20 protein-coding genes, 4 tRNA genes and 3 rRNA genes are annotated in these 25,608 nt (G+C 63.1%); 8 read left to right on the top strand and 19 right to left on the bottom strand.

What is annotated here, in order from left to right; all coding sequences use genetic code 11:
• Nucleotides 1-199 precede the first annotated feature (199 nt).
• From CLV77_RS00885 to CLV77_RS00860, 6 genes are all read right to left on the bottom strand, one after another.
• A tRNA-Met gene (locus CLV77_RS00885) sits at nucleotides 200-276 on the bottom strand.
• 80 nt (nucleotides 277-356) lie between these two features.
• Nucleotides 357-471, bottom strand: a 5S ribosomal RNA gene (gene rrf, locus CLV77_RS00880).
• Between the two features lie 74 nt (nucleotides 472-545).
• Nucleotides 546-3,372: ribosomal RNA gene (locus tag CLV77_RS00875) — 23S ribosomal RNA — on the bottom strand.
• A 456-nt stretch (nucleotides 3,373-3,828) separates the two neighbouring features.
• A tRNA-Ala gene (locus CLV77_RS00870) sits at nucleotides 3,829-3,904 on the bottom strand.
• Between the two features lie 28 nt (nucleotides 3,905-3,932).
• Nucleotides 3,933-4,009, bottom strand: a tRNA-Ile gene (locus CLV77_RS00865).
• A gap of 148 nt (nucleotides 4,010-4,157) precedes the next feature.
• A 16S ribosomal RNA gene (locus tag CLV77_RS00860) occupies nucleotides 4,158-5,619 on the bottom strand.
• Together the 16S, 23S and 5S rRNA genes with 3 tRNA genes alongside form the textbook arrangement of a ribosomal RNA operon.
• A gap of 118 nt (nucleotides 5,620-5,737) precedes the next feature.
• On the opposite strand from CLV77_RS00860, the gene CLV77_RS00855 reads away from it, so the two are divergent.
• Nucleotides 5,738-6,052, top strand: coding sequence for a hypothetical protein (locus CLV77_RS00855; protein ID WP_100339199.1), 315 nt, complete (start codon nucleotides 5,738-5,740; stop codon nucleotides 6,050-6,052).
• Nucleotides 6,053-6,349: 297 nt separating this feature from the next.
• Here the strand turns inward: CLV77_RS00855 and msrQ are convergent, their stop codons facing one another.
• Entirely contained in the window at nucleotides 6,350-6,970 is a 621-nt protein-coding gene (msrQ, locus tag CLV77_RS00850; RefSeq protein WP_197685734.1) for a protein-methionine-sulfoxide reductase heme-binding subunit MsrQ, read from the bottom strand.
• Between the two features lie 58 nt (nucleotides 6,971-7,028).
• Nucleotides 7,029-7,949 carry a protein-methionine-sulfoxide reductase catalytic subunit MsrP gene (gene msrP, locus CLV77_RS00845; protein WP_076979681.1) on the bottom strand — a complete coding sequence of 307 codons (921 nt, stop codon included), beginning with the start codon at nucleotides 7,947-7,949 and terminating at the stop codon, nucleotides 7,029-7,031.
• A gap of 172 nt (nucleotides 7,950-8,121) precedes the next feature.
• Here msrP and CLV77_RS00840 point away from each other — a divergent pair, with 172 nt between their 5' ends.
• A complete protein-coding gene (locus tag CLV77_RS00840) occupies nucleotides 8,122-8,589 on the top strand; it encodes a DUF302 domain-containing protein (RefSeq protein WP_076979682.1) in 468 nt (155 codons plus the stop codon).
• 169 nt (nucleotides 8,590-8,758) lie between these two features.
• Here the strand turns inward: CLV77_RS00840 and clpB are convergent, their stop codons facing one another.
• The gene (gene clpB / locus CLV77_RS00835) at nucleotides 8,759-11,377 is read right to left on the bottom strand and encodes an ATP-dependent chaperone ClpB (RefSeq protein ID WP_076979683.1); all 2,619 of its coding nucleotides are present in this window, start codon (nucleotides 11,375-11,377) and stop codon (nucleotides 8,759-8,761) included.
• A gap of 429 nt (nucleotides 11,378-11,806) precedes the next feature.
• On the opposite strand from clpB, the gene CLV77_RS00830 reads away from it, so the two are divergent.
• Together CLV77_RS00830 and CLV77_RS16480 are read left to right on the top strand one after the other, a co-directional pair.
• Complete coding sequence (locus tag CLV77_RS00830; protein WP_076979684.1) at nucleotides 11,807-12,061, top strand: hypothetical protein; 255 nt, start codon at nucleotides 11,807-11,809, stop codon at nucleotides 12,059-12,061.
• A 272-nt stretch (nucleotides 12,062-12,333) separates the two neighbouring features.
• Entirely contained in the window at nucleotides 12,334-12,525 is a 192-nt protein-coding gene (locus CLV77_RS16480; RefSeq protein WP_170043940.1) for a hypothetical protein, read from the top strand.
• Between the two features lie 86 nt (nucleotides 12,526-12,611).
• On the opposite strand, the gene CLV77_RS00820 is transcribed toward CLV77_RS16480, so the two are convergent.
• Entirely contained in the window at nucleotides 12,612-13,073 is a 462-nt protein-coding gene (locus tag CLV77_RS00820; protein ID WP_076979686.1) for a hypothetical protein, read from the bottom strand.
• 179 nt (nucleotides 13,074-13,252) lie between these two features.
• Here CLV77_RS00820 and pyrF point away from each other — a divergent pair, with 179 nt between their 5' ends.
• Nucleotides 13,253-13,984: an orotidine-5'-phosphate decarboxylase gene (gene pyrF / locus CLV77_RS00815; RefSeq protein WP_076979687.1), complete on the top strand. Its 732-nt coding sequence runs from the start codon at nucleotides 13,253-13,255 to the stop codon at nucleotides 13,982-13,984.
• A gap of 59 nt (nucleotides 13,985-14,043) precedes the next feature.
• Nucleotides 14,044-15,336: a DNA polymerase IV gene (locus CLV77_RS00810; protein WP_076979688.1), complete on the top strand. Its 1,293-nt coding sequence runs from the start codon at nucleotides 14,044-14,046 to the stop codon at nucleotides 15,334-15,336.
• Between the two features lie 3 nt (nucleotides 15,337-15,339).
• On the opposite strand, the gene CLV77_RS00805 is transcribed toward CLV77_RS00810, so the two are convergent.
• Entirely contained in the window at nucleotides 15,340-16,200 is an 861-nt protein-coding gene (locus CLV77_RS00805; protein WP_076979689.1) for an N-formylglutamate amidohydrolase, read from the bottom strand.
• Between the two features lie 153 nt (nucleotides 16,201-16,353).
• On the opposite strand from CLV77_RS00805, the gene CLV77_RS00800 reads away from it, so the two are divergent.
• Together CLV77_RS00800 and ykgO are read left to right on the top strand one after the other, a co-directional pair.
• Nucleotides 16,354-16,428: transfer RNA gene (locus CLV77_RS00800), tRNA-Val, on the top strand.
• A gap of 68 nt (nucleotides 16,429-16,496) precedes the next feature.
• Nucleotides 16,497-16,622, top strand: coding sequence for a type B 50S ribosomal protein L36 (ykgO, locus tag CLV77_RS00795; protein WP_039685556.1), 126 nt, complete (start codon nucleotides 16,497-16,499; stop codon nucleotides 16,620-16,622).
• A gap of 160 nt (nucleotides 16,623-16,782) precedes the next feature.
• Here ykgO and CLV77_RS00790 read toward each other — a convergent pair whose 3' ends face one another.
• From CLV77_RS00790 to CLV77_RS00760, 8 genes are all read right to left on the bottom strand, one after another.
• Nucleotides 16,783-18,471: a peptidoglycan-binding protein gene (locus tag CLV77_RS00790; protein ID WP_076979690.1), complete on the bottom strand. Its 1,689-nt coding sequence runs from the start codon at nucleotides 18,469-18,471 to the stop codon at nucleotides 16,783-16,785.
• A gap of 18 nt (nucleotides 18,472-18,489) precedes the next feature.
• The gene (locus CLV77_RS00785; protein ID WP_076979691.1) at nucleotides 18,490-19,731 is read right to left on the bottom strand and encodes a phenylacetate--CoA ligase family protein; all 1,242 of its coding nucleotides are present in this window, start codon (nucleotides 19,729-19,731) and stop codon (nucleotides 18,490-18,492) included.
• A 130-nt stretch (nucleotides 19,732-19,861) separates the two neighbouring features.
• Nucleotides 19,862-20,686 (bottom strand): ABC transporter ATP-binding protein, encoded by an 825-nt coding sequence (locus CLV77_RS00780; RefSeq protein WP_076979692.1) that lies wholly within the window; start codon nucleotides 20,684-20,686, stop codon nucleotides 19,862-19,864.
• A gap of 75 nt (nucleotides 20,687-20,761) precedes the next feature.
• Nucleotides 20,762-22,057 (bottom strand): ABC transporter substrate-binding protein, encoded by a 1,296-nt coding sequence (locus CLV77_RS00775; protein WP_076979693.1) that lies wholly within the window; start codon nucleotides 22,055-22,057, stop codon nucleotides 20,762-20,764.
• An 87-nt stretch (nucleotides 22,058-22,144) separates the two neighbouring features.
• Nucleotides 22,145-23,221 carry a branched-chain amino acid ABC transporter permease gene (locus CLV77_RS00770; RefSeq protein WP_076979694.1) on the bottom strand — a complete coding sequence of 359 codons (1,077 nt, stop codon included), beginning with the start codon at nucleotides 23,219-23,221 and terminating at the stop codon, nucleotides 22,145-22,147.
• Entirely contained in the window at nucleotides 23,221-23,700 is a 480-nt protein-coding gene (locus CLV77_RS16230; RefSeq protein WP_143815127.1) for a hypothetical protein, read from the bottom strand. The genes CLV77_RS00770 and CLV77_RS16230 overlap by 1 nt, the downstream gene beginning before the upstream one ends.
• On the bottom strand, nucleotides 23,687-24,673 hold the full coding sequence (locus CLV77_RS00765) for a branched-chain amino acid ABC transporter permease (protein WP_076979695.1): 987 nt from the start codon (nucleotides 24,671-24,673) through the stop codon (nucleotides 23,687-23,689). The genes CLV77_RS16230 and CLV77_RS00765 overlap by 14 nt, the downstream gene beginning before the upstream one ends.
• 71 nt (nucleotides 24,674-24,744) lie before the next feature.
• Nucleotides 24,745-25,566 carry an ABC transporter ATP-binding protein gene (locus CLV77_RS00760; protein ID WP_076979696.1) on the bottom strand — a complete coding sequence of 274 codons (822 nt, stop codon included), beginning with the start codon at nucleotides 25,564-25,566 and terminating at the stop codon, nucleotides 24,745-24,747.
• Nucleotides 25,567-25,608 lie beyond the last annotated feature (42 nt).

Genomic DNA, 25,608 nt, shown 5'->3' with positions numbered 1-25,608 from the left:
TGCGCACGCGCGACATAGCCCCCGACCTACTTCCCATCGACCTCTGGATCTCAAGAGGAGCAGTCTGAGAAGACTTCCGATAGCAGCACAAGCTCGACAGGCCGCGCTTAAGCGCAGCACCGCCGTAGCACCGGCCGCGAGGCAGTTTGGGCGGCGAGGCACGCCCCAGACGTAAGTCAGTGTTTTTACTAGGGAAAGTTGGTTGCGGGAGTAGGATTTGAACCTACGACCTTCAGGTTATGAGCCTGACGAGCTACCGGGCTGCTCCATCCCGCGCCATTTAGCGCTGCCCCATTTTGGTGATGGTATATGGGGCTGGCATCGTTTGAGAGAATACGTTTCGTGTTCCTTACTAGGTTTGGCGGTGACCTACTCTCCCACGTCTTGAGACGCAGTACCATCGGCGCGACGGCACTTAACTGCCGAGTTCGGGATGGGATCGGGTGTTTTGCTCGCGCTATGACCACCAAACCGAGAAAGGAACACGAGATTTCCAAGTCATGCTTTTGACTTTGTTCCGAAGCCTTACCTGGCTTCTACTGGATCAAATCAAGCCTATCGGGCAATTAGTACCGGTCAGCTGAGCACATTGCTGCGCTTACACCTCCGGCCTATCGACGTGGTGGTCTACCACGGCCCTCAGGGAGACCTTGTTTCTGGGGGGGCTTCCCGCTTAGATGCCTTCAGCGGTTATCCTTTCCGATCATAGCTACCCAGCACTGCCGTTGGCACGACAACTGGTCCACCAGTGGATCGTTCACCCCGGTCCTCTCGTACTAGGGGCAACTCCCATCAAGTCTCCTACACCCACGGCAGATAGGGACCGAACTGTCTCACGACGTTCTAAACCCAGCTCACGTACCTCTTTAAACGGCGAACAGCCGTACCCTTGGGACCTGCTCCAGCCCCAGGATGAGATGAGCCGACATCGAGGTGCCAAACGGTGCCGTCGATATGGACTCTTGGGCACCATCAGCCTGTTATCCCCGGCGTACCTTTTATCCGTTGAGCGATGGCCCTTCCACTCGGGACCACCGGATCACTATGGCCGTCTTTCGACTCTGCTCGACTTGTCAGTCTCGCAGTCAGGCTGGCTTCTGCCATTGCACTCAACGAGCGATTTCCGACCGCTCTGAGCCAACCTTCGCGCGCCTCCGTTACTCTTTAGGAGGCGACCGCCCCAGTCAAACTACCCGCCACACAGGGTCCCGGATCCGGATAACGGACCGCGGTTAGACATCAAGCGAGCGAAGGGTGGTATCTCAAGGGAGGCTCCACAGAGACTGGCGTCCCTGCTTCAAAGCCTACCACCTATCCTGCACATCGCTGACCTAATGCCAGTGTGAAGCTGTAGTAAAGGTGCACGGGGTCTTTCCGTCTAACCGCGGGAAGCCTGCATCTTGACAGGCAATTCAATTTCGCTGAGTCCACATTTGAGACAGCGGGGAAGTCGTTACGCCATTCGTGCAGGTCGGAACTTACCCGACAAGGAATTTCGCTACCTTAGGACCGTTATAGTTACGGCCGCCGTTTACCGGGGCTTCAATTCGGTGCTTGCACACCTCCTTTTAACCTTCCGGCACCGGGCAGGCGTCAGACCCTATACGTCGTCTTGCGACTTCGCAGAGCCCTGTGTTTTTAGTAAACAGTCGCCACCCCCTGGTTTGTGCCCCCCGCCAAGACTTGCGTCCTAACGGGGCCTCCTTCTCGCGAACTTACGGAGGTATTTTGCCGAGTTCCTTAAATGTGGTTCTCTCAAGCGCCTTGGTATTCTCTACCAGTCCACCTGTGTCGGTTTAGGGTACGATCTAACGGAGGGCTATTTCCAGGAACCCCTAAGCAGCCATCTCAATCCGATAAGAGATAACTACCCTCGGGATCCGTCACATCCTCCTGGCCCAGGAATATTAACCTGGTTCCCATCGACTACGCCTTTCGGCCTCGCCTTAGGGGTCGGCTTACCCTGCTCAGATTAGCTTTAAGCAGGAACCCTTGGACTTTCGGCGACAGGGTCTCTCACCCTGTTTGTCGCTACTCATGTCATCATTCTCACTAGTGATCTCTCCACCGGATCCCTCACAGGCCGGCTTCACAGAAAGCTCCTTGTGTCCAATCCCACCGAAGTGGGCAAGGACACATGGAACTATGTCACACTACGCTCCGCTACCATATGCTACGCATATCCAAAGCTTCGGCTCGTGGCTTGAGCCCCGTTACATCTTCGCCGCAGGACAACTTATTTAGACCAGTGAGCTGTTACGCTATCTTTAAAGGATGGCTGCTTCTAAGCCAACCTCCTGGTTGTTTTGGTCGTCCCACATGCTTTCCCACTTAGCCACGAATTGGGGGCCTTAGCTGTTGGTCAGGGTTGTTTCCCTCTCCACGACGGGCGTTAGCACCCGCCGTGTGTCTGCCGCATAGTACTCCCGGGTATTCGGAGTTTGGTTAGGATCAGTAAGCCTGTGGGGCCCCATTACCCATCCAGTGCTCTACCCCCCGGGGTATTCGTGCGACGCTCTACCTAAATAGATTTCGCGGAGAACCAGCTATCTCCGAGTTTGATTGGCCTTTCACCCCTAGGCACAGCTCATCCCGACCTTTTTCAACAGGTGTGGGTTCGGTCCTCCAGTAAGTGTTACCTTACCTTCAACCTGGCCATGCCTAGATCACTCGGTTTCGGGTCTGATCCCACGAACTCATGCGCCCTATTAAGACTCGCTTTCGCTGCGCCTACACCTATCGGCTTAAGCTTGCTCGTGAGACCAAGTCGATGACCCATTATACAAAAGGTACGCCGTCAGAGCTCGAGGCTCCTCCGACTGCTTGTAGGCGTCCGGTTTCAGAAACTGTTTCACTCCCCTCGTCGGGGTGCTTTTCACCTTTCCCTCACGGTACTGGTTCACTATCGGTCAGTAAGGAGTACTTAGCCTTAGAGGGTGGTCCCCCCATGTTCAGACAGGATTTCACGTGTCCCGCCCTACTTAATACGTCCTATCGAGCTTCCTGTACGGGACTGTCACCCGCTATGGTCTGGCTTTCCAACCAGTTCCAGTCACTCTCAAGGCTCGGCTGGTCCCCGTTCGCTCGCCGCTACTAGGGGAGTATCTGTTGATTTCCTTTCCTCCGGGTACTTAGATGTTTCAGTTCCCCGGGTTTGCTCTTTTAAGCCTATGTATTCAGCCTAAAAGTACCTGGTTCACCCGGTTATTGATAGCAAGGCTAACAATAACTGAGTGTCAGGTGGGTTGCCCCATTCGGAAATTCGTGGGTCAAAGCTTATTCTCAGCTCGCCACGACTTATCGCAGAGTATCACGTCCTTCATCGCCTCTTACTGCCAAGGCATTCACCAAACGCCCTTCTCGCGCTTGATTTGATCCAGAAGAAGACAGGCTTCTTCCGGTGTCAAAAGCATGCACTTCCCGCTTTCGGATCTCTCCGAAAGCATGTCGATCCGAAGATCGACAGGTTAGTGTTCTTGACTTGGAAAGACTGTAAATCTCTTATCGTCGGCCTGCAGGCGCACTGCCTGTGGTCCCGGTGACGGCGCGGCAAGGGATTGGTCGTCCCATAGCGTTACCTCGGCCATTCAAGGCCAGTCACTACCCCTCCCGAAGGAAGAGCAACGTAAGTTGACTTACGTCTCGTGTATTCTCTCTAAACGATGTCAATTCGTCCGATTGGACGATCAAACGCACCGGAATGCGCTTGATGGTCAAATCAAACCTGAGTGTCAGAACCTGGGGAAAGGATGCCAACCGACGGTTGGCGGAGCGTGCCATCCCGAAGGGATGCAAACCGCAAATCGATACGTGGAGCCAAACGAAGTTTGGTGGAGCGTATCGGGATCGAACCGATGACCCCCTGCTTGCAAAGCAGGTGCTCTCCCAGCTGAGCTAACGCCCCATATGTCCCCGGAACGTCCGAAGAATGATGGTGGGTCGAGGAGGACTTGAACCTCCGACCTCACGCTTATCAGGCGTGCGCTCTAACCACCTGAGCTACCGACCCAAGAACGGGCGGTAGCCCGTGTGTTCTGTTCTGAAGAGATATGAGGACGGCCTGGCCCGTGATGTGATGGCTTTGATTGCCATCATGCTAAGTGTTCCTCGAGACCGGTGCTCCGAAGAGCGGGCCGATCTGCCTGGAACATCCTTAGAAAGGAGGTGATCCAGCCGCAGGTTCCCCTACGGCTACCTTGTTACGACTTCACCCCAGTCGCTGATCCTACCGTGGCCGCCTGCCCCCCGAAGGTTAGCGCAGCGTCGTCAGGTAGAACCAACTCCCATGGTGTGACGGGCGGTGTGTACAAGGCCCGGGAACGTATTCACCGCGTCATGCTGTTACGCGATTACTAGCGATTCCGACTTCATGGGGTCGAGTTGCAGACCCCAATCCGAACTGAGACAGTTTTTTGGGATTAACCCATTGTCACTGCCATTGTAGCACGTGTGTAGCCCAACCCGTAAGGGCCATGAGGACTTGACGTCATCCACACCTTCCTCCCGCTTATCACGGGCAGTTTCCCTAGAGTGCCCAGCCGAACTGCTGGCAACTAAGGATGTGGGTTGCGCTCGTTGCCGGACTTAACCGAACATCTCACGACACGAGCTGACGACAGCCATGCAGCACCTGTCACCGGGTCACCGAAGTGAAAACCAGATCTCTCTGGCGGTCCCGGGATGTCAAGGGTTGGTAAGGTTCTGCGCGTTGCTTCGAATTAAACCACATGCTCCACCGCTTGTGCGGGCCCCCGTCAATTCCTTTGAGTTTTAATCTTGCGACCGTACTCCCCAGGCGGAATGCTTAATCCGTTAGGTGTGACACCGAACAGTATACTGCCCGACGTCTGGCATTCATCGTTTACGGTGTGGACTACCAGGGTATCTAATCCTGTTTGCTCCCCACACTTTCGTACCTCAGCGTCAGTATCGAGCCAGTGAGCCGCCTTCGCCACTGGTGTTCCTCCGAATATCTACGAATTTCACCTCTACACTCGGAATTCCACTCACCTCTCTCGAACTCAAGACTAGCAGTATCAAAGGCAGTTCCAGGGTTGAGCCCTGGGATTTCACCTCTGACTAACTAATCCGCCTACGTACGCTTTACGCCCAGTAATTCCGAACAACGCTAGTCCCCTCCGTATTACCGCGGCTGCTGGCACGGAGTTAGCCGGGACTTCTTTACCAGGTACTGTCATTATCATCCCTGGCGAAAGAGCTTTACGACCCTAAGGCCTTCGTCACTCACGCGGCATCGCTAGATCAGGCTTGCGCCCATTGTCTAAGATTCCCCACTGCTGCCTCCCGTAGGAGTCTGGGCCGTGTCTCAGTCCCAGTGTTGCTGATCATCCTCTCAAACCAGCTATGGATCGTAGGCTTGGTAGGCCATTACCCCACCAACTACCTAATCCAACGCGGGCCAATCCTTCACCGATAAATCTTTCCCCCGTAGGGCGTATACGGTATTACTCTCAGTTTCCCGAGGCTATTCCGTAGAAAAGGGTATGTTCCCACGCGTTACTAACCCGTCCGCCGCTCCCTCCGAAGAGGGCGCTCGACTTGCATGTGTTAGGCGTGCCGCCAGCGTTCGTTCTGAGCCAGGATCAAACTCTCAAGTTGAAATGCCCTTGCAGGCATATCCTTGACGTTCGAACCTCTGCACATCGCATCAGTTGTTCAAACTGATGCAGTCTCTGTTCTGTGCTTCAGTTACCGAAGTAACAAAAGCCGCAAAACAGTGAAGCTGACCTTCCATAATCGGACCGAAGCCCTAGGAAGTCGATATGAAGAGGCTGATCCATCGAATGAACCAAACCGCCCACATATCTCTTCAGATACTCGCGATTTCAAAGAGCGAGAGACAAAATCAACCGAAGGCGCTGTAATCTTCCAGCGCGCCCCGCCTCATTTATCCCTTGTTTTTATCGTGCGTCTCGTTGGCCTCAGCCCCGTCTGGCGCCCCGTGCCGCGCCTCAGCGCCGCCGGTGAAGGGGTATCTACGGATCAACGCAGGAACCCGCAAGAGCTTTTTTCAGGATTTTTGCGATTTTGATGCAACCCATTGATAACCAATAGATTTAGCGGAGACTTTTTAGACACCTGAGGGCTTGTCGGCATATCCCCGGGCGACTCGGATCGCGGCTTTCCGGGCGTCGGCTGGGCGCGATCCAGGGGGGTGAAATGCCCAAGGCCCTTGCTACGTTGGACGAGAGGGCCGAGGGGCGATTTTTCGCGTTCCGAGTCGGACCCGCCCCGAACCCGACTCGCCGCCGACTCGGCCCCGTTGATCCCCCGGCCGGACCCGACATGCGCCGCGCCCTGCCCCGATCCGGGGCGGGCGCGGGATCCTTCAGGCGCCGCGGGCCAGCGGCATGCGGCGGAAATCGAGGCGCAGCAGAAGAAGCGCGGCGATGATGGCCATGTAGATCAGCGGCTCAAGCTGCCAGCCCTTCACCAGCATCACGAAATGCACGGACCCCAGCAGCGCCACCAGATAGGTCAGCCGGTGCAGGCGCCGCCAGGCTGCGGCCCCCATGCGCTTGAGCACCCGGTTGTTGGAGGTCACCGCCAGCGGGATCATCATCGCGAAGGCGGCCATGCCTATGGTGATGTAGGGGCGCTTGAGGATGTCGCGCCAGATCTGGCCCCAGAGGAGCTGTATGTCCAACACCAGCCAGGTGGCCAGATGGGCGCATACATAGAAGAAGGCGAGAAGGCCGATCGCCCGGCGGAAGCGCAGCAGGTTTATCCCGAAGTAGCGGCGCAGCGGCGTGATCGCGAGGCCCGCGATCAGCAACTGAAGCGCGTAGAGACCCAACTGCTGCTCGATCGCCTTCACCGGATCGACGCCGAGCCGCCCGGTCAGGCCCAGCGCGTATTCGGCCAGTGCCGGAACCACCCCCAGTATATAGAGGGGCCAGACCGGGATCCGGCGGGCCGTGCGGTTGATGCCGTCGGCCAGCCCGCTCATGCCGTAGCCCCGTGACGCGCGGCGTGCCGGCACGGCCGGTTAAAGACGCGGGATGCCATCAGTAGAATTTCTTCAGGTCCATGCCGGCGTAGAGGTCCGCGACCTCCTCGCCATAGCCGTTGAACATCTGCGTCTCTTCGCGCTTGGCAAAGAAGCCGCCGCCGATGCGCCGTTCGGTCGCCTGGGACCAGCGGGGGTGATCCACCTCGGGGTTCACGTTGGAATAGAACCCGTACTCTCCGGGGTTCGACATGTTCCAGCTGGTCTGAGGCTGGCTGTCGGTCAGGGTGATGCGCACGATCGACTTGATCGACTTAAAGCCATACTTCCACGGCACCACCAGACGAAGCGGTGCGCCGTTCTGGTTGGGAATGGGCTTGTCGTAGATACCGGTGGCCAGAAGGGTCAGCGGGTTCATCGCCTCGTCCAGGCGCAGACCCTCGCGGTAGGGCCACTCCAGCACGTTGCGTTTCACGCCGGGCATGACATCGGGCAGGACAGCGGTTTCGAAGGCCACGTATTTCGCCCCGGGCTGCACGCCGACACGGTCAAGAAGGTGGCTTAGCTGGAAACCGTTCCAGGGGATCACCATCGACCAGGCCTCGACACAGCGGAAACGGTAGATCCGGTCCTCGATCGGGGCACCCTTCAGGATGTCGTCCATGCCGTAGGCGCCGGGGCGCTCGACCAGGCCGCCGATCTCGACGGTCCAGGGATCGGTCTGCATCGCGCCGGCATTCTCGGCCGGGTCTTCCTTGCCGGTCCCGAACTCGTAGTAGTTGTTGTAGGTGGTGATCTCTTCATAGGTGTTGGGCTTGAGCCGGGTGATGTCCGGCGCCGCGCGCCCCGCCCCTGGCAGCCCCAGAACCCCCGCGCCGACACCGGCACCGATGCCGGCAAGGAACCGGCGCCTTGCATGAAAGACGGAAGCCGGTGTGACGTCCGAGTGCCGCAGGCCGGTCGAGAAACGATAGCGCATGTGAGGTTCTCCCTTTACTGTGCAGGAAGGTAGTCTCGAAGCGCGAGGGGACAAAACCAATCACTCTCACGTTTGCGTCGATTTTGTTGCAGCGACAGCGCGCCTCATAGGGATTTCGCGCTAAATTCAGAAGAGTGGCGGCACATCCGCCAACATAGGAAGGACGGAACACATGATACGTATTGCTATGACGACACTTGCGACCCTGGCTGTCGCTGGCCTGCCCCTGATGGCCGAGCAGCACATGTCCCAGGACGGCAACATGGTCACCTATGAAACCGCCGACAACTTCGAGGATGCGGCCTTTGCCGTCGAGAACGCGATCGTGGGCAAGGGCCTGGTGATCGACAATGTCAGCCACGTCGGTGACATGCTCGAGCGCACCGGCGCCGACGTCGGTTCGGACGTCAAGGTGTTCGAGGGTGCGCAGGTCTTCAACTTCTGCTCGGCCGACCTGTCCCGGACCGTGATGGAAGCCGACATCACCAACATCGCCTACTGCCCCTACGGGATCTTCGTCTACGCCGCCCCGGACGCCGAGGGCGCGCTGATCGGATACCGCACGATGCCCGAGGGGCCGATGCAGGAAGTCCAGGCGCTGCTGGACGACATTGCCAAGGAAGCCGCCGGCGTCGAGTGAGCCGCCCTTGCGCGTATCCTTATAGAAGGGCCCCGGCGCAGCACGCGCCGGGGCCCTTTCCTTTTAAGCCTTATCTAATACCACGGGCCGCCGCCCTACGGCCCTAGAAAGAAGAAGGCCCCGCCGGGGCGGGGCCTTCTGTTCTTGACCGGGCACGGCCCTACCGGGCTTAGTGCACGACCGCCTCGGAGGGCGGGCGGCGGTTGGAGGTGGCGACGCGGTCGCCCACCACCAGGCCGTCGGTGCCGGCCGACACCGGGATGGTGTCCCCGTCGTGGACATCGCCCGACAGGATCATCTCGGCCAGCTGGTCCTGCAGCGCGCGCTGGATCACCCGCTTCAGGGGGCGGGCGCCGAACACCGGGTCATAGCCTTCGTCCGCCAGCCACTTGCGCGCGGCCTCGTCCATCTCCAGCGTGATGTTCCGCGCCGCCAGTCGCTTGGTCAGACGCTCAAGCTGGATGTCGACGATACCGGTCATGTCCTCGCGGCTGAGCCGGTCGAAGATGATGGTCTCATCAAGACGGTTCAGGAACTCGGGCCGGAAGTGTCCGCGGACCGCCTCCATCACCGCGGCGTGGGCCGCGGCGCTGTCCTCACCCTCGGCTTGCTGGCCAAGGGCATGGCTGCCCAGGTTCGAGGTCAGCACGATCAGCGTCTGCTTGAAGTCCACGGTGCGGCCCTGGCCATCGGTCAGGACGCCGTCATCCAGAACCTGAAGCAGCACGTTGAACACGTCCGGGTGGGCCTTCTCGACCTCGTCGAACAGCACGACCTGGTAGGGCCTGCGCCGTACGGCTTCGGTCAGAACGCCGCCCTCGTCGTAACCGACATAGCCCGGAGGGGCGCCGATCAGCCGGCTGACCGCGTGCTTCTCCATGAACTCGGACATGTCGATGCGGACCATCGCGCTGTCGTCGTCAAAGAGATACTCGGCCACGGCCTTGGTCAGTTCGGTCTTGCCGACGCCCGTCGGGCCGAGGAACAGGAACGAACCCAGCGGCCGGTTCTCGTCGTTGAGGCCGGCGCGCGCCCGGCGGACGGCATTGGCCACCGCCTTGACGGCACGGTCCTGGCCCACCACGCGGCGGCCCAGCTGCTCTTCCATCTTGAGCAGCTTCTCGCGCTCTCCCTCCAGCATCTTGCTGGTGGGGATGCCGGTCCAGCGTTCGACCACCTGGGCGATCTGCTCGGGGCGGACGGCCTCTTCGACCATCATGTCCTCCGCCTCGCCCCCGTCCGAGCCCTTCACCTGACGCTCAAGATCGGGGATGACGCCATAGGACAGCTCCCCCGCCTTTTGCAGGTTGCCCTCGCGCTTGGCCTGCTCCAGCTCGGCGCGGGCGCGGTCCAGACGCTCCTTCACGGTGCGGGCCGATTCCAGCTTGTCGCGCTCGGCCTGCCACTTGGCGGTCATCTCGGACGAGCGCTCCATCAGGTCCGAAAGCTCCTTCTCCAGCTTTTCAAGCCGCCCCTTGGAGGCGTCGTCATCCTCCTTCTTCAGGGCCTCGGCCTCGATCTGCTTTTGCAGGATGTCGCGATCCAGCGCGTCCAGCGCCTCGGGCTTGCTGTCGACTTCCATCCGCAGGCGGCTGGCGGCCTCGTCGACAAGGTCGATGGCCTTGTCGGGCAGGAACCGGTCGGTAATGTAGCGGTGCGACAGGGTCGATGCCGCCACCAGCGCCGCGTCGGAGATGCGCACGCCGTGGTGAAGCTCGTACTTCTCCTTGATGCCGCGCAGGATGCTGATCGTGTCCTCGACCGTCGGCTCCTCGACCATCACGGGCTGGAACCGACGGGCCAGGGCCGCGTCCTTCTCGACATGCTTGCGGTACTCATCAAGCGTGGTGGCGCCGACGCAATGCAGCTCCCCCCGCGCAAGCGCAGGCTTGAGCAGGTTCGACGCATCCATCGCGCCGTCGGTCTTGCCGGCCCCGACCAGCGTGTGCATCTCGTCGATGAACAGGATGATCTCGCCGGCCGCAGCCTCGATCTCCTTCAGGATCGCCTTGAGACGCTCCTCGAACTCGCCACGGTATTTCGCGCCCGCGATCAGCGAACCCATGTCCAGCGCCATCAGCCGCTTGTTGCGCAGGCTTTCGGGCACATCGCCGTTGACGATGCGCAGGGCCAGGCCCTCGGCGATGGCGGTCTTGCCGACGCCGGGCTCGCCGATCAGCACGGGGTTGTTCTTGGTCCGGCGGGACAGGACCTGCATCGTGCGGCGAATCTCCTCGTCGCGGCCGATGATCGGGTCGATCCGGCCCTGCTCGGCAGCCTCGGTCAGGTCGCGCGCGTACTTCTTCAGCGCGTCATAGCCTTCCTCGGCATTGGCGCTGTCGGCGGTGCGGCCCTTGCGGACGTCGTTGATCGCGGTGTTGAGCTTCTGGGCGGTGATGGCACCGGCCTCCAGCGCCTCGCGCGCCTTCGACTTGACTACGGCAAGCGCGGTCAGGATCCGCTCGACGGCAACATAGCTGTCGCCCGCCTTCTTGGCGATCTTCTCGGCCTCGTCCAGAACCTTGCCGGTCTGCTGGTCCATGTAGGTCTGGCCCGCGTCGCCGGTCACCTTGGGCAGCTTGCCCAGCGCCAGCTCGACGGATTCCACAACGCGCTCGGGCTCGCCGCCGGCGCGTCGGATCAGGTTCGTCGCCAGGCCTTCCTCATCGTCCAGCAGGGCTTTCAGCAGGTGTTCGGGCGCCAGTTTCTGGTGGCTCTCCCGCATGGCGATCGTCTGTGCGGCCTGCAGAAAGCCACGGGACCGCTCGGTGAACTTCTCCAAGTTCATGGTCGTCTCCTTTATCGTAAAGCGCTCGTCCGGTCCGACACCCAATAGCGGCATGCCGGCCCCTGAGCCTTGATCTGAATGTGGTAGCGCGACATTTGTTTCGCAAGGGCAGCAAAAAGATCCGCGGGGACGAAAACCAATGCGGATCACACGGTTAGATCCAAGCCTGCCCAAACGCACCGCAGGCGAGTGCCGATCCGGTCAGGGAACGCGGATATGCCCGCCTGTGGATCTATCTGTGGACATCCCTGTGGATAAATCTGAGCCGTGACGTGACGTTCGCACTGAACAGGGAACCAAATATCAATACATTCGTTAATGGTCAGAGCAGTCGCCGGGCATTAAGAACGCGTAACAAGTTCTTCCGAAACCTTCGGGTGGGGACACCGGCAAGAAGTAAAAAAGTAACCATTGAGGGAGTATTGACCCATGAAGATCCTGAATGCCGCTGTGCGCCGCGCCCGCCGTGACCGCGATTTTGGCCGGGTCGAGGCAGAGGTCACCGTACTTCTGCGCGACACACCACACAGCCCCCCCCGCGTGGAAACGATCCGCACGAGCGTTCCCACGAAATCCCCCCGTTCTGACCTTTCGCTGCGCGAGCGCCTGATCGAGGACGCCACTTCTCTGGTGGTCCTGTTCAACAGCACGCAACGCAAAAAGCCCCTGCGCACCGCTGCCTGACCTGTCCATCGGTGCCTGACTGCCGGTCCTATTCGGCGAGCCGGTCGCGTTGCCCCGCGGCCGGCTTTTTTGCGTCAGCAACTCAGGGGGGAAATCATAGGATTTTTCACCTTATTCCCAAAGCGCTTCGGATCCATGGTGCAAAGACACTTCAGGAGGGCGAGCGGGTGGAACTTCTCCGTCACAATGTCGAGGTAATCGGATACGATCGGGCGTCGCGGCGCCACCGGGGATCCGTTACCCTTATTTATCGCAATCGCGATTCCAAACCCGTGGCCGCCTCGCCGGCCGAGACGATCCACATGCGCTGCGCGCTGGATCTTCCCGAGGATGTCGATGCCGACCGGCTGAAGAGCGCGATGTTGACGGATGCCATCGGCAATCTGCGCGCCCTGACCCGCCTGCGGACGGGAAGCCTGCGCCCGGCGGGCGACGATCCCGACAGGACCGGCCCGGTCCAGTAGACCCCAATTGAACGACCAGACATGAAAAACCCCCGCGCTCCGGCATGGAACGCGGGGGTCGGTGCAGGAAGAACCAGCGCTGACGCTTATTGAGCGGTCGGCGCGCCAGGCGTTTCTTCCTGGGTGGTGGGTGCGGCCGCGCCTTCGGGCGCAACCTCGGCGGCGGTTGCCGCGTTTTCCTGTGCGGTGTTGGCGTTGGCCTTATCAGCGCCCGTATCGGCCTGCCCGGCCGCGGCGGGGTCGGTTCCGGCCGCGCCGTCGCGGGCAGCCGCATCACCTTCGGTGCTGCCTGCCGCCTGGCCGCCGGTAGCCCCGGCCTCTTCCGTCACAACGGCGGCCGAGGTGGCCTCGGCATTCTCGACATGGGGCGCGTCGAAAATGGCGAAGTAAAGCGCGATCAACCCAGCCACTGCGATGAAGCTGACGGCAAGCGGGATTGCTAGGCTGGGACGGCCCTTGCGCTCCAGCGGGGCGCGGCGAAGGCGGTTCGAAATGGGACGGGCGTGGGGCGGGGTGGCGGCATGGCCGCCATGGATGTTCATGGTCATGGGGTCACTCCGTGGACGATAGGACGGATTGTCGGTTGCATGAATAACGTGCCGCCCCCCGCCCCTGTTCCACCCCCGCCCGCCCGTTGGCCCCTATCCGCCGATGCACCTCTTCTTGCGCCGCAAGGCACCCTGTGGCATCTGGTGCCGCATCCCCATCCTGCCGAGAAAGCCTTGCCATGACCGCATCCGACCCCCTTCGCGCCCCCGGTTACGCCGGTTCTTCCGACGACCGGCTGATCGTCGCGCTGGACGTGGCGGATGCCCACGCGGGCCTGGAACTGGCCAATCGGCTGGGCGACGCGGTGTCCTTCTACAAGATCGGGCTTGGGATGCTGACCGGCGGCGGCCTGGCCCTGGCGCGCGAACTCAAGGACACCCAGGGCAAGCGCATCTTTCTGGACATGAAGCTGTTCGACATCGGCGCCACGGTCGAGGCGGCCGTGCGCGGCCTTTCGGCCTTCGACCTGGATTTCCTGACCGTGCACGGCGACCCCCACGTGGTCCGCGCGGCGGTCGAAGGGCGGCGGGGCGAGGCCACGAAGATCCTGGCCGTGACGATCCTGACGTCGCTGGACCGGGCCGACCTGGACGCATCCTGCCTGAAGGCGGGCGACGTGCGTGATCTGGTGCTGGAACGGGCCGCCCGCGCGCTGGAGGCCGGGGCCGACGGCGTCATCGCCTCGCCCCAGGAAGCCGGTGCGATCCGCGCCCTGCCCGAGGCGACGGGCAAGCTGATCGTCACCCCCGGCGTGCGACCGGCGGGCGCCGACGCGGGCGATCAGAAACGCATCGCGACGCCCGCGCATGCCCTGGCCGCGGGCGCCGATCACATCGTGGTGGGCCGCCCGATCTGGCAGGCACCCGATCCGCGCGCCGCCGCCCACGCCATCCTGTCCGAACTTCCCTGAGCCGGGATCACGCGGCGCCGATTGCCAACGCGCCCTGACGGGCCTACGGTTTTTCCATCATGCCAGCCCTGTGCCGCGACTGCCTGACGTCCTTTCCCGGGCCCGAAACGGCCCCCGGCGCAGTGGCCGTGCCCGCCACCCCGCTGCGCTGCCCGGCCTGCCGCAGCCCGCGCGTCGTCTCCCACCCCGAGCTTGAGAGCTTGGGCATCGCGCACATGGATTGCGATGCCTTCTATGCCTCCGTCGAGAAACGCGACAACCCCGAGCTGCGCGACAAGCCGGTGATCGTCGGCGGCGGACGGCGCGGGGTCGTCACCACCGCCTGCTACATCGCGCGCATCCGCGGCGTCCGCTCGGCCATGCCGATGTTCAAGGCGCTGCGCCTGTGCCCCGAAGCGGTGATCGTCAAACCCCGGTTCGAGGTCTATGTCGAGACTTCGCGCGCGATCCGCCAGATGATGGAGGATCTGACCCCCGCCGTCGAACCCCTGTCGCTGGACGAGGCGTTCATGGACCTTACCGGCACCGCGCGTCTGCATGGGCACCCGCCTGCGGTGATGCTGGCGGGACTTATCAAGCGGATGCAGTCCGAGTTGGGAATCGCGGGATCGATCGGGCTGTCGCACAACAAGTTTCTGGCCAAGATCGCCTCGGATCTGGACAAGCCGCGCGGCTTTTCCGTGATCGGCGTGGCCGAGACCGACGCCTTCCTGCGGGACCGGCCAGTGCGGCTGCTGTCGGGGGTGGGCGACAGTTTCCAGTCGGCGCTGGATGCCGCCGGGATCCGCACGTTCGCCGACCTCCTCCGCTGGGACCGGGCCGATCTTGCGGCGCGGTTCGGCAGCGGCGGCGACCGGCTGTGGCACCTGGCGCGCGGCATCGACCGGCGGCCCGTCTCGGCCCGCGCGACGGTCAAGTCGATCTCGAACGAAACGACATTCGCCGAGGACATCTCGGACCCCGAACTTCTGGACGGGCACCTGTGGCGGCTGGCCGAGAAGGTGTCGGACCGGGCCAAGGCCCAGGACCGGGCCGGTCGGGTGGTGATGCTGAAACTCAAAAGTGCCGACTACGCGGTCCTGACCCGAAGGCTAAGCCTGCGCGAGCCCACCCAGATGGCGGACACGATCTATCGCACAGCGGCCGGTCTTTACCAGCAACTCGACCGGCGCGGCCCCTGGCGCCTGATCGGCACGGGGCTGAGCGACATCGTCCAGGCCGCCGATGCGGATCGTTCGGGCGACCTGCTGGACCAGGGGGCCGAGCGGCGCAACCGGGCCGAGCGCGCGACCGACGCCATCCGGCGCAAGTTCGGCAAGGACGCCATCGTGAAGGGGCGATCGCTGCGCTGAGGGCTATTCGGCGGCCAGGGGCAGTGCGGGGCGGCCGATCTCGGCGATGTCGTAAAGCGCGCGGCTCATCAGCGCCTTGAAGGCGTCGAAGCCCTCGTTCGGGCAGATCTCGCGCTCGTCCATGTAAAGGGCGCGGTCGATCTCGACCTGGACGGCGTGCTGCTTGCGCGAGGGGCGGCCATAGCGCTGGGTGATGTAGGCGCCGGCGAAGGGGGCGTTGCGCGCGACCACCAGCCCCGCGTTCACGAAGGCCTCTTCCAGCATGTCGACAATCGCGCCCGAACAGGCGGAGCCGAAGCGGTCGCCCAGAACCACGTCGGGCCGCCGCCCCATGGAGCCGGTGACGGTCTGGACGGCTTCGTGAGGCATGGAATGCAGGTCCACCAGGATCGCCTCGTCGAAAAGGGCATGGGCCTCGTCCAGCAGGGCCTGGAGCGTATCGTGATAGGGGCGCCAGTGGCGGTCGATCCGCCGCTGCGCCTCGGCCAGGGTCATCTTGCCCCGGTAGATCGCGCGCCCGTTGGCCACCACCCGGGGCACGACGCCCAGGCCCGAGCTGATGCGCGGGTTCATCTGCGAATGGCGCACCCCCTCGACCAGCGCCGGATCCAGTTCTTCGGACGATCGGTTGAGGTCGATGAAGGCGCGCGGCGTGTCGGCCACCAGCAGCGGCGCGCCGGTCAGGGGCGCCTCCTCGAACAGAAGGTCCACGAAGGCATCCTCGGAGGAGCGAATCGATTGTTCGTCCAGGACCGAGGCGCTCAGGAACGTCCGCGCGTAATTGCGCCCGCTGTGCGGCGAGGCAAATACGACGCTGGTCGAGCGCGTGTCAGGCATCCTCAGTGTATAGGGGCGCTGAGCCATCTGAATTCCTCTGCTTACTCCACCTGATATAGACAGATTCTGCGATCTGCCAAAACCTCTTGAACCCCCCAACGACTCTGTTTATACGCACGGCACCGACGCGGTCCGCCCGCGTCCTATTTCGTTATGGGGCGCGCGGATCTAGACGGCAAAGGGCGGTTAGCTCAGCGGTAGAGCACTACGTTGACATCGTAGGGGTCACTGGTTCGATCCCAGTACCGCCCACCATTGCCCCCCTCCCCGGGGGCCCGGATTTAATGACTGGCGCTCGTGCGCCGCGACGAAGGAGAAGGACCATGAAGGTCAGAAACTCGCTGCGCTCGCTGAAGAACCGTCATCGCGATTGCCGCATCGTGCGTCGCAAAGGTCGTGTCTACGTGATCAACAAGACGCAGCGCCGGTTCAAAGCCCGCCAGGGCTAAGCGTCCGCCCCCCTTTCAACAGGGGTGCAGCTTCGGAAAGGCCGCCGGAGATTCCGGCGGCCTTTTCGCATTTCCGAACCAGATATCATGAACCCATGGCTGCAAGGCCCGCGGGCCGCCCCCCGCCCGGCACCGGGCCGGCAGGGGGCGACCATACGCGTCAGCCCTGGTCCGCGATCAACCGTACCAGCGTCTGTCGGCTGAGATAGCCGGTCACGTCCAGATCGCGGGTCTCCTGGTATTGGCGGATCGCGCGGCGGCTTTCCTTGGTCAGACGACCGTCAACCTGGCCCGGGTCGAACCCGAGGTTGCGCAGCCGCTGCTCGACCAGCACCAGTGTCACGGGCAGAAGGGTCAGCTGGGCCTCGTCTTCCTTGGCCTGCTCGATCGCGCCGGCCTGGTTGGTCTGGCGCTGAAGCTCGGCGATGCGGCCCTCGGCCTCGGCCTTGAACGACCCGCGGGGATAGTCGCGCAGGTAGGCGCGATACGCCTCGACCGTGTCCTGGGCACGGATGTTGTCCCAGAAACGACGCTCCTCGGCGGCAACAGTGGCGCGGCGCGATTCCTCGATATCGGCAAGCTGGGCCTCGGCATTGGCGGCGTATTGCCCGTCGGGATAGCGCTTGAGATAGGCGCGCAGCCCCGCCTCGGTGCCGTCGCGGCCGGTTTCGCGCCAATAGGCCGTATCCTGCTGGCGCAGACGCTCTTCCTTGAGGCGCGCCTCGGCAGCCAGTTCGCGGGCCTTGGCGTCGCCCTGGTCGGTCAGGCGCAGCACCTGCTGACGGCTGAGATACCCGGTCGCGTCAAAGCCGTTGTCACTTTGCCAGCGGGTGACGGCGGCGCGGGTGCCCTTGCCGAAGATCCCGTCGATGCCGCGGGTGTCATATCCCAGGATCGTCAGGTGGTTCTGCACGGCGCGACGGGCGGCGCGGTTCAGCTGCAGCGCCTGCTCCGCCTCTTCGGCGCGCTTGCGGGGCGCGTCCTTCAGCTCGTCCAGCCGCTTGCGGGCCTGGGTCGCGTGCTTGCCGCGCGGGAAGCGTTCCAGGTAGGCGCCGTAGGCGCGCTCTGTGTCGATGCTGGTGGTCGCGCTCCAGAAGGATTCGTCCTCGTCCCGGACGGGTGCGGGCGGGTTGACCGGCTCGGGCTCGGCGCGGGTCTTGGGCGCGGGGCGGCTGGTGCTGCCGGCCGCCAGGAAGGGCTTGCCGGGCATGTAGCCACGCATCACCACCTTGTGCCGCGATTTCGAGACGGCGCCGCGCATGTCGCGGCCGCTGTCCAGCAGGTCATCCTCGATGAAATCGGCAACCTCGCCGATCTCGCCGGTGATCAGGGTGACGCCCTGCGGCACCTCGATCGTGCCCATGCCGGGGCGCAGGGGGCGCACGGCCTCCTCGACCAGCTCGTCGCCGGCATCGGTGTCGCCGCCAAGGGCGACGACCGCGCCGCCCGGGATCTCGGCCGCCAGGTCCATCAGGACCGAGACGGGGATCGCGTGACGGATCAGGTCGGGCACCGTCAGGTCGGCGGTATCGACCGGCAGGTACCAGGTGGTCGAGCCGGTGGTCACGAAATGCCCGCCCAGCAGGATCACGGCCCGCTCCGAGCCATCGGCCTGTTCGATATAGCTGTCGATCGCGCGGCGCAGGGTATCCGCGTTCGCGTTGCGCAGCGACACGACCGTGAAGCCCTTGCGCTTCAACTCGGTCGAGGGGCGCAGCGCGCGTTCCCCTCGCCTGGTGTCGACAAGCTCCCGGTAATCGGAATTGCCGATCAGCAACGCCGCGCGTTCCGCGCCAAGGGCCGGAACCCCCGCAACGATCAGCGCAAAGGCAGCCACATAGCTTCGCATAGGATCAAACTCCCGTCCTCATCCGCCATCATAGACCCTCAGGTCCTCGATGACCTTGCCATCGTTGGGCAGGCTTCCGGGTGAACAGATCTCGATGCGACCGCGCAGCTTGAGAACCTGGGCCACCGCCTCGGCGGCCTCCGCCTCCAGCCCGTCGGGCACGGCGGCGGTCAGGGTCTCAAGCCGGACGGTCATCACGTCCTTCTCGTCCTTCCGGTCCGCCACGACGCGGGCACGTCCCACTTGCGCAAGACGGGCCACCAACGCGGCGACCTGCTCGGGCCGGACGAACATACCCTTGATCTTGGTCGTCTGGTCGGCGCGGCCCATCCACCCCGCAATGCGCATGTTGCTGCGACCGCAGGGGCTTTCACCCTGCAATATGGCGCTGAGATCGCCGGTTGCAAACCGGATGAGCGGATAATCGGGGTTGAGGGTGGTGACTACCACCTCGCCCACCTGGCCGGGGGCAACCGGGTCGCCGGTGCCGGGGGTGACGATTTCGACCAGCACCCCCTCGTCGACGATCATCCCCTCGCGGGCGGGGGATTCGTAAGCAATATTGCCCAGATCGGCGGTGGCATAGCATTGCAGGCACGAGATTCCGCGCCCGTCGTACCAGTCGCGCAGCGAGGGAAACAGCGCACCGCCCCCGACCGCCGCCCGGGTGATGCCCAACGTGATGCCCAGGCGGTCCGCCGCTTCCAGGATCACTTTCAGGTAATCGGGCGTGCCGGCATAGGCCGTGACCCCCGCGTCGCGGGCCGCAAGCACCTGCAACTCGGTCTGGCCGGTGCCCGCCGGCAGCACCGCAGCCCCCACCGCCCGGGCACCCGATTCGAAGATCATGCCCGCCGGCGTCAGGTGATATCCGAAACAATTCTGCACCACGTCGCCCGGCCCCACGCCGCAGGCCCGCAGGAACCGGCCCATGCGCCACCAGTCGGGCGCGGTGGAGCCCGGCTCGTAAATCGGACCCGGCGATTGGAAAATGTGATCGAACCCCGAGGCCGGTTTTGTGGTCAGTCCGCCGAAGGGCGGGTCCTTCTGCTGGGCCTCGCCCAGGTCGGACTTGCGCAGCACCGGCAAGCCGGCAAGGTCCGCGACCCCGGTGATGCCCGATGCGTCCACGTCGGCCAGCCGGTCGCCATAACCCGGCAGCGCGGCGGCGCGGGCGATCTGCCGGGGCAGCGCCTGCGCGATACGCTCGGCGCGTTGCTCGGCGCCCTGAAATTCCAGTTCCCGGTCAGATCCGTCCATCACGCGTTCCTCGTCACACTTCGACCGGCGGCAGCGGCCACCCGTCGGGGCGCCGACCACATGGCGGCCCCCGTTCCGTTTCTGTCACTTGTTTCCCGCGCCCTGCCCGAAGGCCGTGCGGATGGCGCGCTCAGCTCAGCCAGCGCTTGCGCCGGCGGTAGGAGCGCACGTCGCGGAAGGATTTGCGTCCCTCGTCGCTGACGCCCAGGTAGAATTCCTTTACGTCCGGATTCTCGCGCAGCTCGGCGGCGGGGCCGTCCATGACCACGCGGCCCGATTCAAGAATGTAGCCGTAATGGGCGAACCGCAGGGCGACGTTGGTGTTCTGCTCGGCCAGCAGGAAGGACACGCCCTCGCGCTCGTTGAGATCCTTGACGATGCCGAAGATCTCCTCGACCAGCTGCGGGGCCAGTCCCATCGACGGCTCGTCCAGCAGGATGGTTTCGGGCTTGGACATCAGCGCGCGGCCAATGGCGCACATCTGCTGCTCACCGCCCGAGGTATAGCCCGCCTGACTTTTGCGGCGTTCCTTCAGACGGGGGAAATAGGCGTAGACCTTCTCAAGGTCGGCCTCGATCTCGGAGCGGCCGGCGTGGCGGGTGTAGGCGCCGGTCAGCAGGTTCTCCTCGACCGTGAGGTGTTCGAAACAGTGGCGCCCCTCCATCACCTGGATGACGCCGGACTTGACCATCGCCGCGGGGTCCAGCCCCTGAACCGGGCGGCCGCGATAGCGGATGGAGCCTTTGGTGACCTCGCCACGTTCGGAGTGCAGCAGGTTCGAGATCGCCTTGAGGGTCGTCGTCTTGCCCGCCCCGTTGCCGCCCAGAAGGGCGGTGATCCCGCCCTTGGCGAGGTGAAGCGAGACGCCCTTGAGCACAAGAATGACGTGGTTGTAGATCACCTCGATATTGGTGACTTCCAGAAGCGCGTCTTCGGTCTTTCCGCTGTCCAGCATCGTTCCTGTCTTTCCCAATGGGTTCGGGGGGTGTCCCCCGCGGTCAACCACCGCGGAGGACGGGTTCAGCAGGGATCAGTTGCAACGCTCGGTGATGTTGCTTTCCGCAGCATAGGCGGCGCTGTCCTCGTCGATCAGGGGCTGGATCACGTCCTTGTCGGATTCGATCCAGTCCGAGATCAGCTTCCACTCCTTGGCGCTGGCATCCCACTGGGCGACCTTGCCCACGCCGGACCCGCCATGGTTCTCGCAGGTGACCTTGAACTCGGGGCCGAAGTTGGCCATGCCCAGACCCGCCATGCGGTCCTCGGTCATTTCCAGCGCTTCCATGCCGTCGCGCATCTGCGCCGGCGTCAGGGCCTTGGTCGAGTGGATCTTCTGCGCTTCCTTGGCGGCTTCGGCGGCCAGCATCGCGGCGTAGAGGCCACGGTTGTAGCCCACGGTCTTCCACTGGTCGCCCGCGCCGGCGGCCTTGCCGGTGGAGTAGACGAACTTGTCCAGATCCTCGTAGATCGCATAGTCGCCACCGGGGTTGGCCAGCGCCAGCGCCTTGTAGCCATTGGCGGCATCACCCGCCGGCAGCACGTCGGTTTCCGAACCCGACCACCAGACGCCGATGAAGTTCTCCATCGGGAAGCGGATGTTGGCGGCCTCCTGCACGGCGACCTGGTTCATCACGCCCCAGCCCCACATGACCACATAGTCGGGACGCTCGCGGCGGATCTGAAGCCACTGGCTTTTCTGTTCCTGACCGGGATGGTCGACGGGCACGAGGCTCAGCTCGAAGCCGTGCTTCTTCGACAGCTCTTCAAGGGTGCGGATCGGCTCCTTGCCGTAGGCCGAGTTGTGATAGACCAGCGCGATCTTCTTGCCGTTCAGATCACCGCTGTTGACGTCCAGCAGGTGCTTGACCGCGATCGAGGCGCCGTCCCAGTAGTTCGCCGGGTAGTTGAACACCCACTCGAAGACCTTGCCGTTGGCCGCCGAGGTGCGCCCGTAGCCCATCGAGTGCACCGGAATGCCGTCGGCGGTGGCCTTGGGGATCAGCTGATAGGTGATGCCGGTCGACAGCGGCTGGTAAACCAGCGCGCCTTCACCCTTGGTCGCCTCGTAGCATTCGACACCCTTCTGGGTGTTGTAGCCGGTCTCGCATTCCAGCAGGCGCACCGGCTCTTCGCCGATGCCGCCGTCCCGCTCGTTCAGCAGGGTCATGTAGTCGGCATAGCCGTCGGCGAAGGGAATGCCGTTGGCGGCATAGGGCCCGGTCCGGTAGCTGAGGGACGGAAACACCAGTTCCGCCATCGCAGGCGCCGCGGCCATGACGCCGGCCAGCGCCCCGGCAAGGGCCATGCTTGTCAGTTTCAGTTTCATAGGATCATTTCCTCCCTGGTGGATCATCCTGTTGATGTTGTGCCGGGTCCTGTTTCCCGATCTTCTGTCTTTCGGCCGGTGCCCCCCTCAGTAGGGGAAGGGCCACAGGCGCAATTTCTCCTTGGCCAGCCGCCACAGCTGGGCCAGCCCGTGGGGCTCCATGATCAGGAAGACCACGATCAGCGCCCCGACGATGACGAATTCCGTATGCGCGGCCAGCGCCGTGTCCCAGCCCAGCCCCCCGACCATCACGTTCTTCAGCAGCACCGGCATCAGCACCATGAAGGCCGCCCCCGCAAACGACCCGAAGATCGAGCCGAGGCCGCCGATGATGATCATGAAGAGCACAAGGAACGACTGGTTGATGCCGAAGGCCTCGCCGACCTCGACGGCACCCAGATAGACCGCGAAGAACAGCGCGCCTGCGACCCCGATGAAGAACGAGCTGATGGCGAAGGCCGACAGCTTGGCGCGCAGGGGGTTCACCCCGATGATCTCGGCGGCGATGTCCATGTCGCGGATCGCCATCCATTTGCGGCCCAGCGTGCCCCGGGTCAGGTTCCGCGCGATCACGCCAAGGATGATCACGAAGGTCAGGCAGAAAAGATAGGCAGCCCAGGCTTCGGTGTTGGGGCCCGTGACCTCGATCCCGAAGACAGTGCGTTCGGGCGCGTTGATCTGCCCCGAGGCCGAGTAGTTGTAGAACCACGGCACCTTGTTGAAGAGCCAGACCAGAAAGAATTGCGCCGCCAGCGTCGCCACCGCCAGATAGAACCCCTTGATCCGCAGGCTGGGAAGGCCGAACAAAAGTCCCACCGCCGCCGTCACCAGCCCCGCGCCGATGACATGAAAGAAGATGCTGACATCGGGAAAGGCGGTCATCAGCTTGTAGACCGAATAGGCCCCCACCGCCATGAAGCCGCCGGTGCCAAGGCTGACCTGGCCGCAATAGCCAGTCAGGATGTTCAGCCCGATTGCCGCGATCGACCAGATCAGAAAAGGCACCAGAACCGCATTGGCCCAGTAGTCGTTGATGACGAAAGGCACCACCGCCACGGCAATCGCCAGCACCGCGTAATACCGGTAACGATCGAAGCGGATCGGAAAGGTCTGGCTGTCCTCGGCGTAGGAGGTCTTGAAATCGCCGGCCTCGCGGTAAAGCATCAGACATTCTCCGAAGTTGTGGGCTTTTTCTCTATCTCTCGGTACTTGTAGAGGTCGAAACCGGCACCTTCGAATGTTGGCCCTGCTTTAGTGGATTTTCCCTTGCCCCCCTTGTCGGCGCCTTTGGGTAGGGGATCCCAAAGCTCTTCCCCGGTCCAGAAAAGCCAGTGATAGACTCCTCCAATGGACCGCGACCTGACTACGGCGGGCTGGCCCAGCTTCTGCAAGGATGCCAAGTGCGCTCCGCGGGTCTTGTGTCTGAAGGGGACGGTAGTTTGCGCACAGCGCCATGACGAGGTCGGGATCTCTTCGAGCGCCGCGCTTATCGCTTGTATACCGACATGCTTCTTCGAATTCGATATGTGGCCCCCGCATACCCGCTCAGCTTTCTTGAATGAAACGCCAGCGATCATTGCCACCACGGCGGCGCCACAACCATGGGCCTCGCACTCCTGGTAGACGCGCTTAAACTCGCTCAATGATCTTCTCCCCGAACAGGCCCTGGGGCCGGAACACCAGGAACAGCAGCGCCAGCACATAGGCGAACCAGTTTTCGGTGGCGCCGCCCACCATCGGGCCGACGATGAATTCGAAGAGCTTCTCGCCCACGCCGATAATCAGACCGCCCACGATGGCGCCGGGGATCGAGGTGAAGCCGCCCAGCATCAGCACCGGCAGCGCCTTCAGCGCGATCAGCGACAGGCTGAACTGAACCCCCGACTTGGCGCCCCACATGATGCCCGCGACCAGCGCGACGAAGCCCGCGATCGACCAGACCAGCACCCAGATCATGTTCAGCGAGATGCCGACCGACAGCGCCGCCTGATGGTCATCGGCCACAGCCCGCAGGGCGCGGCCCTGCTTGGTGTATTGCGAGAAAAGCACCAGCAGCGTCACAAGGATGATGGCGATCACGGTCGCCACGATGTCCAGATTGTCGATGAAGAAGCCATAGCCCAGCAGGTTGAAGGTCACGTCGTCGATGGCCGTGTTGATGCCCTGTGGCAGGCCCACGTCCAGCTTCTTGATGTCCGAGCCCCACATCAGGTCGCCGAAGCCCTCAAGGAAATAGGCCAGGCCGATGGTCGCCATGAACAGGATGATCGGTTCCTGATTGACCAGATGGCGCAGCACGAAGCGGTTTACCGCCCAGGCAAAGCCCACCATCACCACCATCGTCAGAAGGATCGCCAGGAAGGCCGGGACGTGCCAGCCGAAATTATGCACCTCGGTGCCGAAGATGGCGTTGATCAGGTGACTGAAGGGCACCTGCCCGTCCATGATCCCCACCAGCGTCAGCGCCGCGAACAGCGCCATCACCCCCTGGGCGTAGTTGAAGATGCCCGAGGCCTTGAAGATCAGCACGAAGCCCAGCGCGACCAGCGAATACATCACCCCGGCCATCAGGCCATTCAGCGTGACCTCCATCGCGAAAAGAAGCTGTTCAGGCATGATGCCCCCCTGTGACGATGCGCGGTGCGGGCTTGCGGGTGCCGGTGCGGGTGCAGGTCGGCAGGGCGGGCCTAGTCATGGGCCACCCCCAGATAGGCGTCGATGACATCCTGATTGGCGCGCACCTCGTCGGGGGGGCCGTCGCCGATCTTCTTGCCGTAATCCATCACGACCACCCGGTCGCTGAGGTCCATGACCACGCCCATGTCATGTTCGATCAGGGCGATGGTGGTGCCGAACTCGTCGTTCACGTCCAGGATGAAGCGGCTCATGTCCTCCTTCTCCTCGACGTTCATGCCGGCCATCGGCTCGTCCAGCAGCAGCAGGCGCGGCTCGGCCACTAGGGCGCGGGCCAGTTCGACGCGCTTCTTCAGGCCATAGGGCAGACGGCCCACGGGTGTCTTGCGGATGTGCTGGATCTCGAGAAAGTCGATCACGCGCTCGGCCTTGATGCGGTTCTCGGTCTCTTCGCGCTCGGCCTTGCCATACCACAGCCCCTGGGCCAGCAGCCCGGCGTTCATCTTGGTCAGCCGTCCGGTCATCACGTTGTCCAGAACGCTCATCCCGTTGAAAAGGGCGATGTTCTGGAAGGTCCGGGCGATCCCCTGACGGGCCACCTGATAGGGCTTCATCGGCGGACGGGGCTTGCCCTCGAACAGGACCTCGCCCTCCTGCGGATGATAGAAGCCCGAGATCACGTTCAGCATCGAGGATTTGCCCGCACCGTTCGGCCCGATGATGGCGCGGATCTCGCCTTCGCGGATGTCGAAAGAGATGTCCTTGATCGCTACCACGCCCCCGAAGCGCAGGGTGATGTTGCGCATCTCCATCAGCACGCCGCCGATACGGCGGCCGTCGGTGGTGATGTAGCCGTCGCTGGTGTCGTCTAGCATCGGCGGTCTCCCTCCTGCCCGGTGGGCCAAGCGGTGCGGGTG

This window comes from Brevirhabdus pacifica (genome assembly GCF_002797755.1).
Lineage (GTDB): Bacteria > Pseudomonadota > Alphaproteobacteria > Rhodobacterales > Rhodobacteraceae > Brevirhabdus > Brevirhabdus pacifica.
This window is presented reverse-complemented; position numbering and strand designations above follow the sequence as displayed.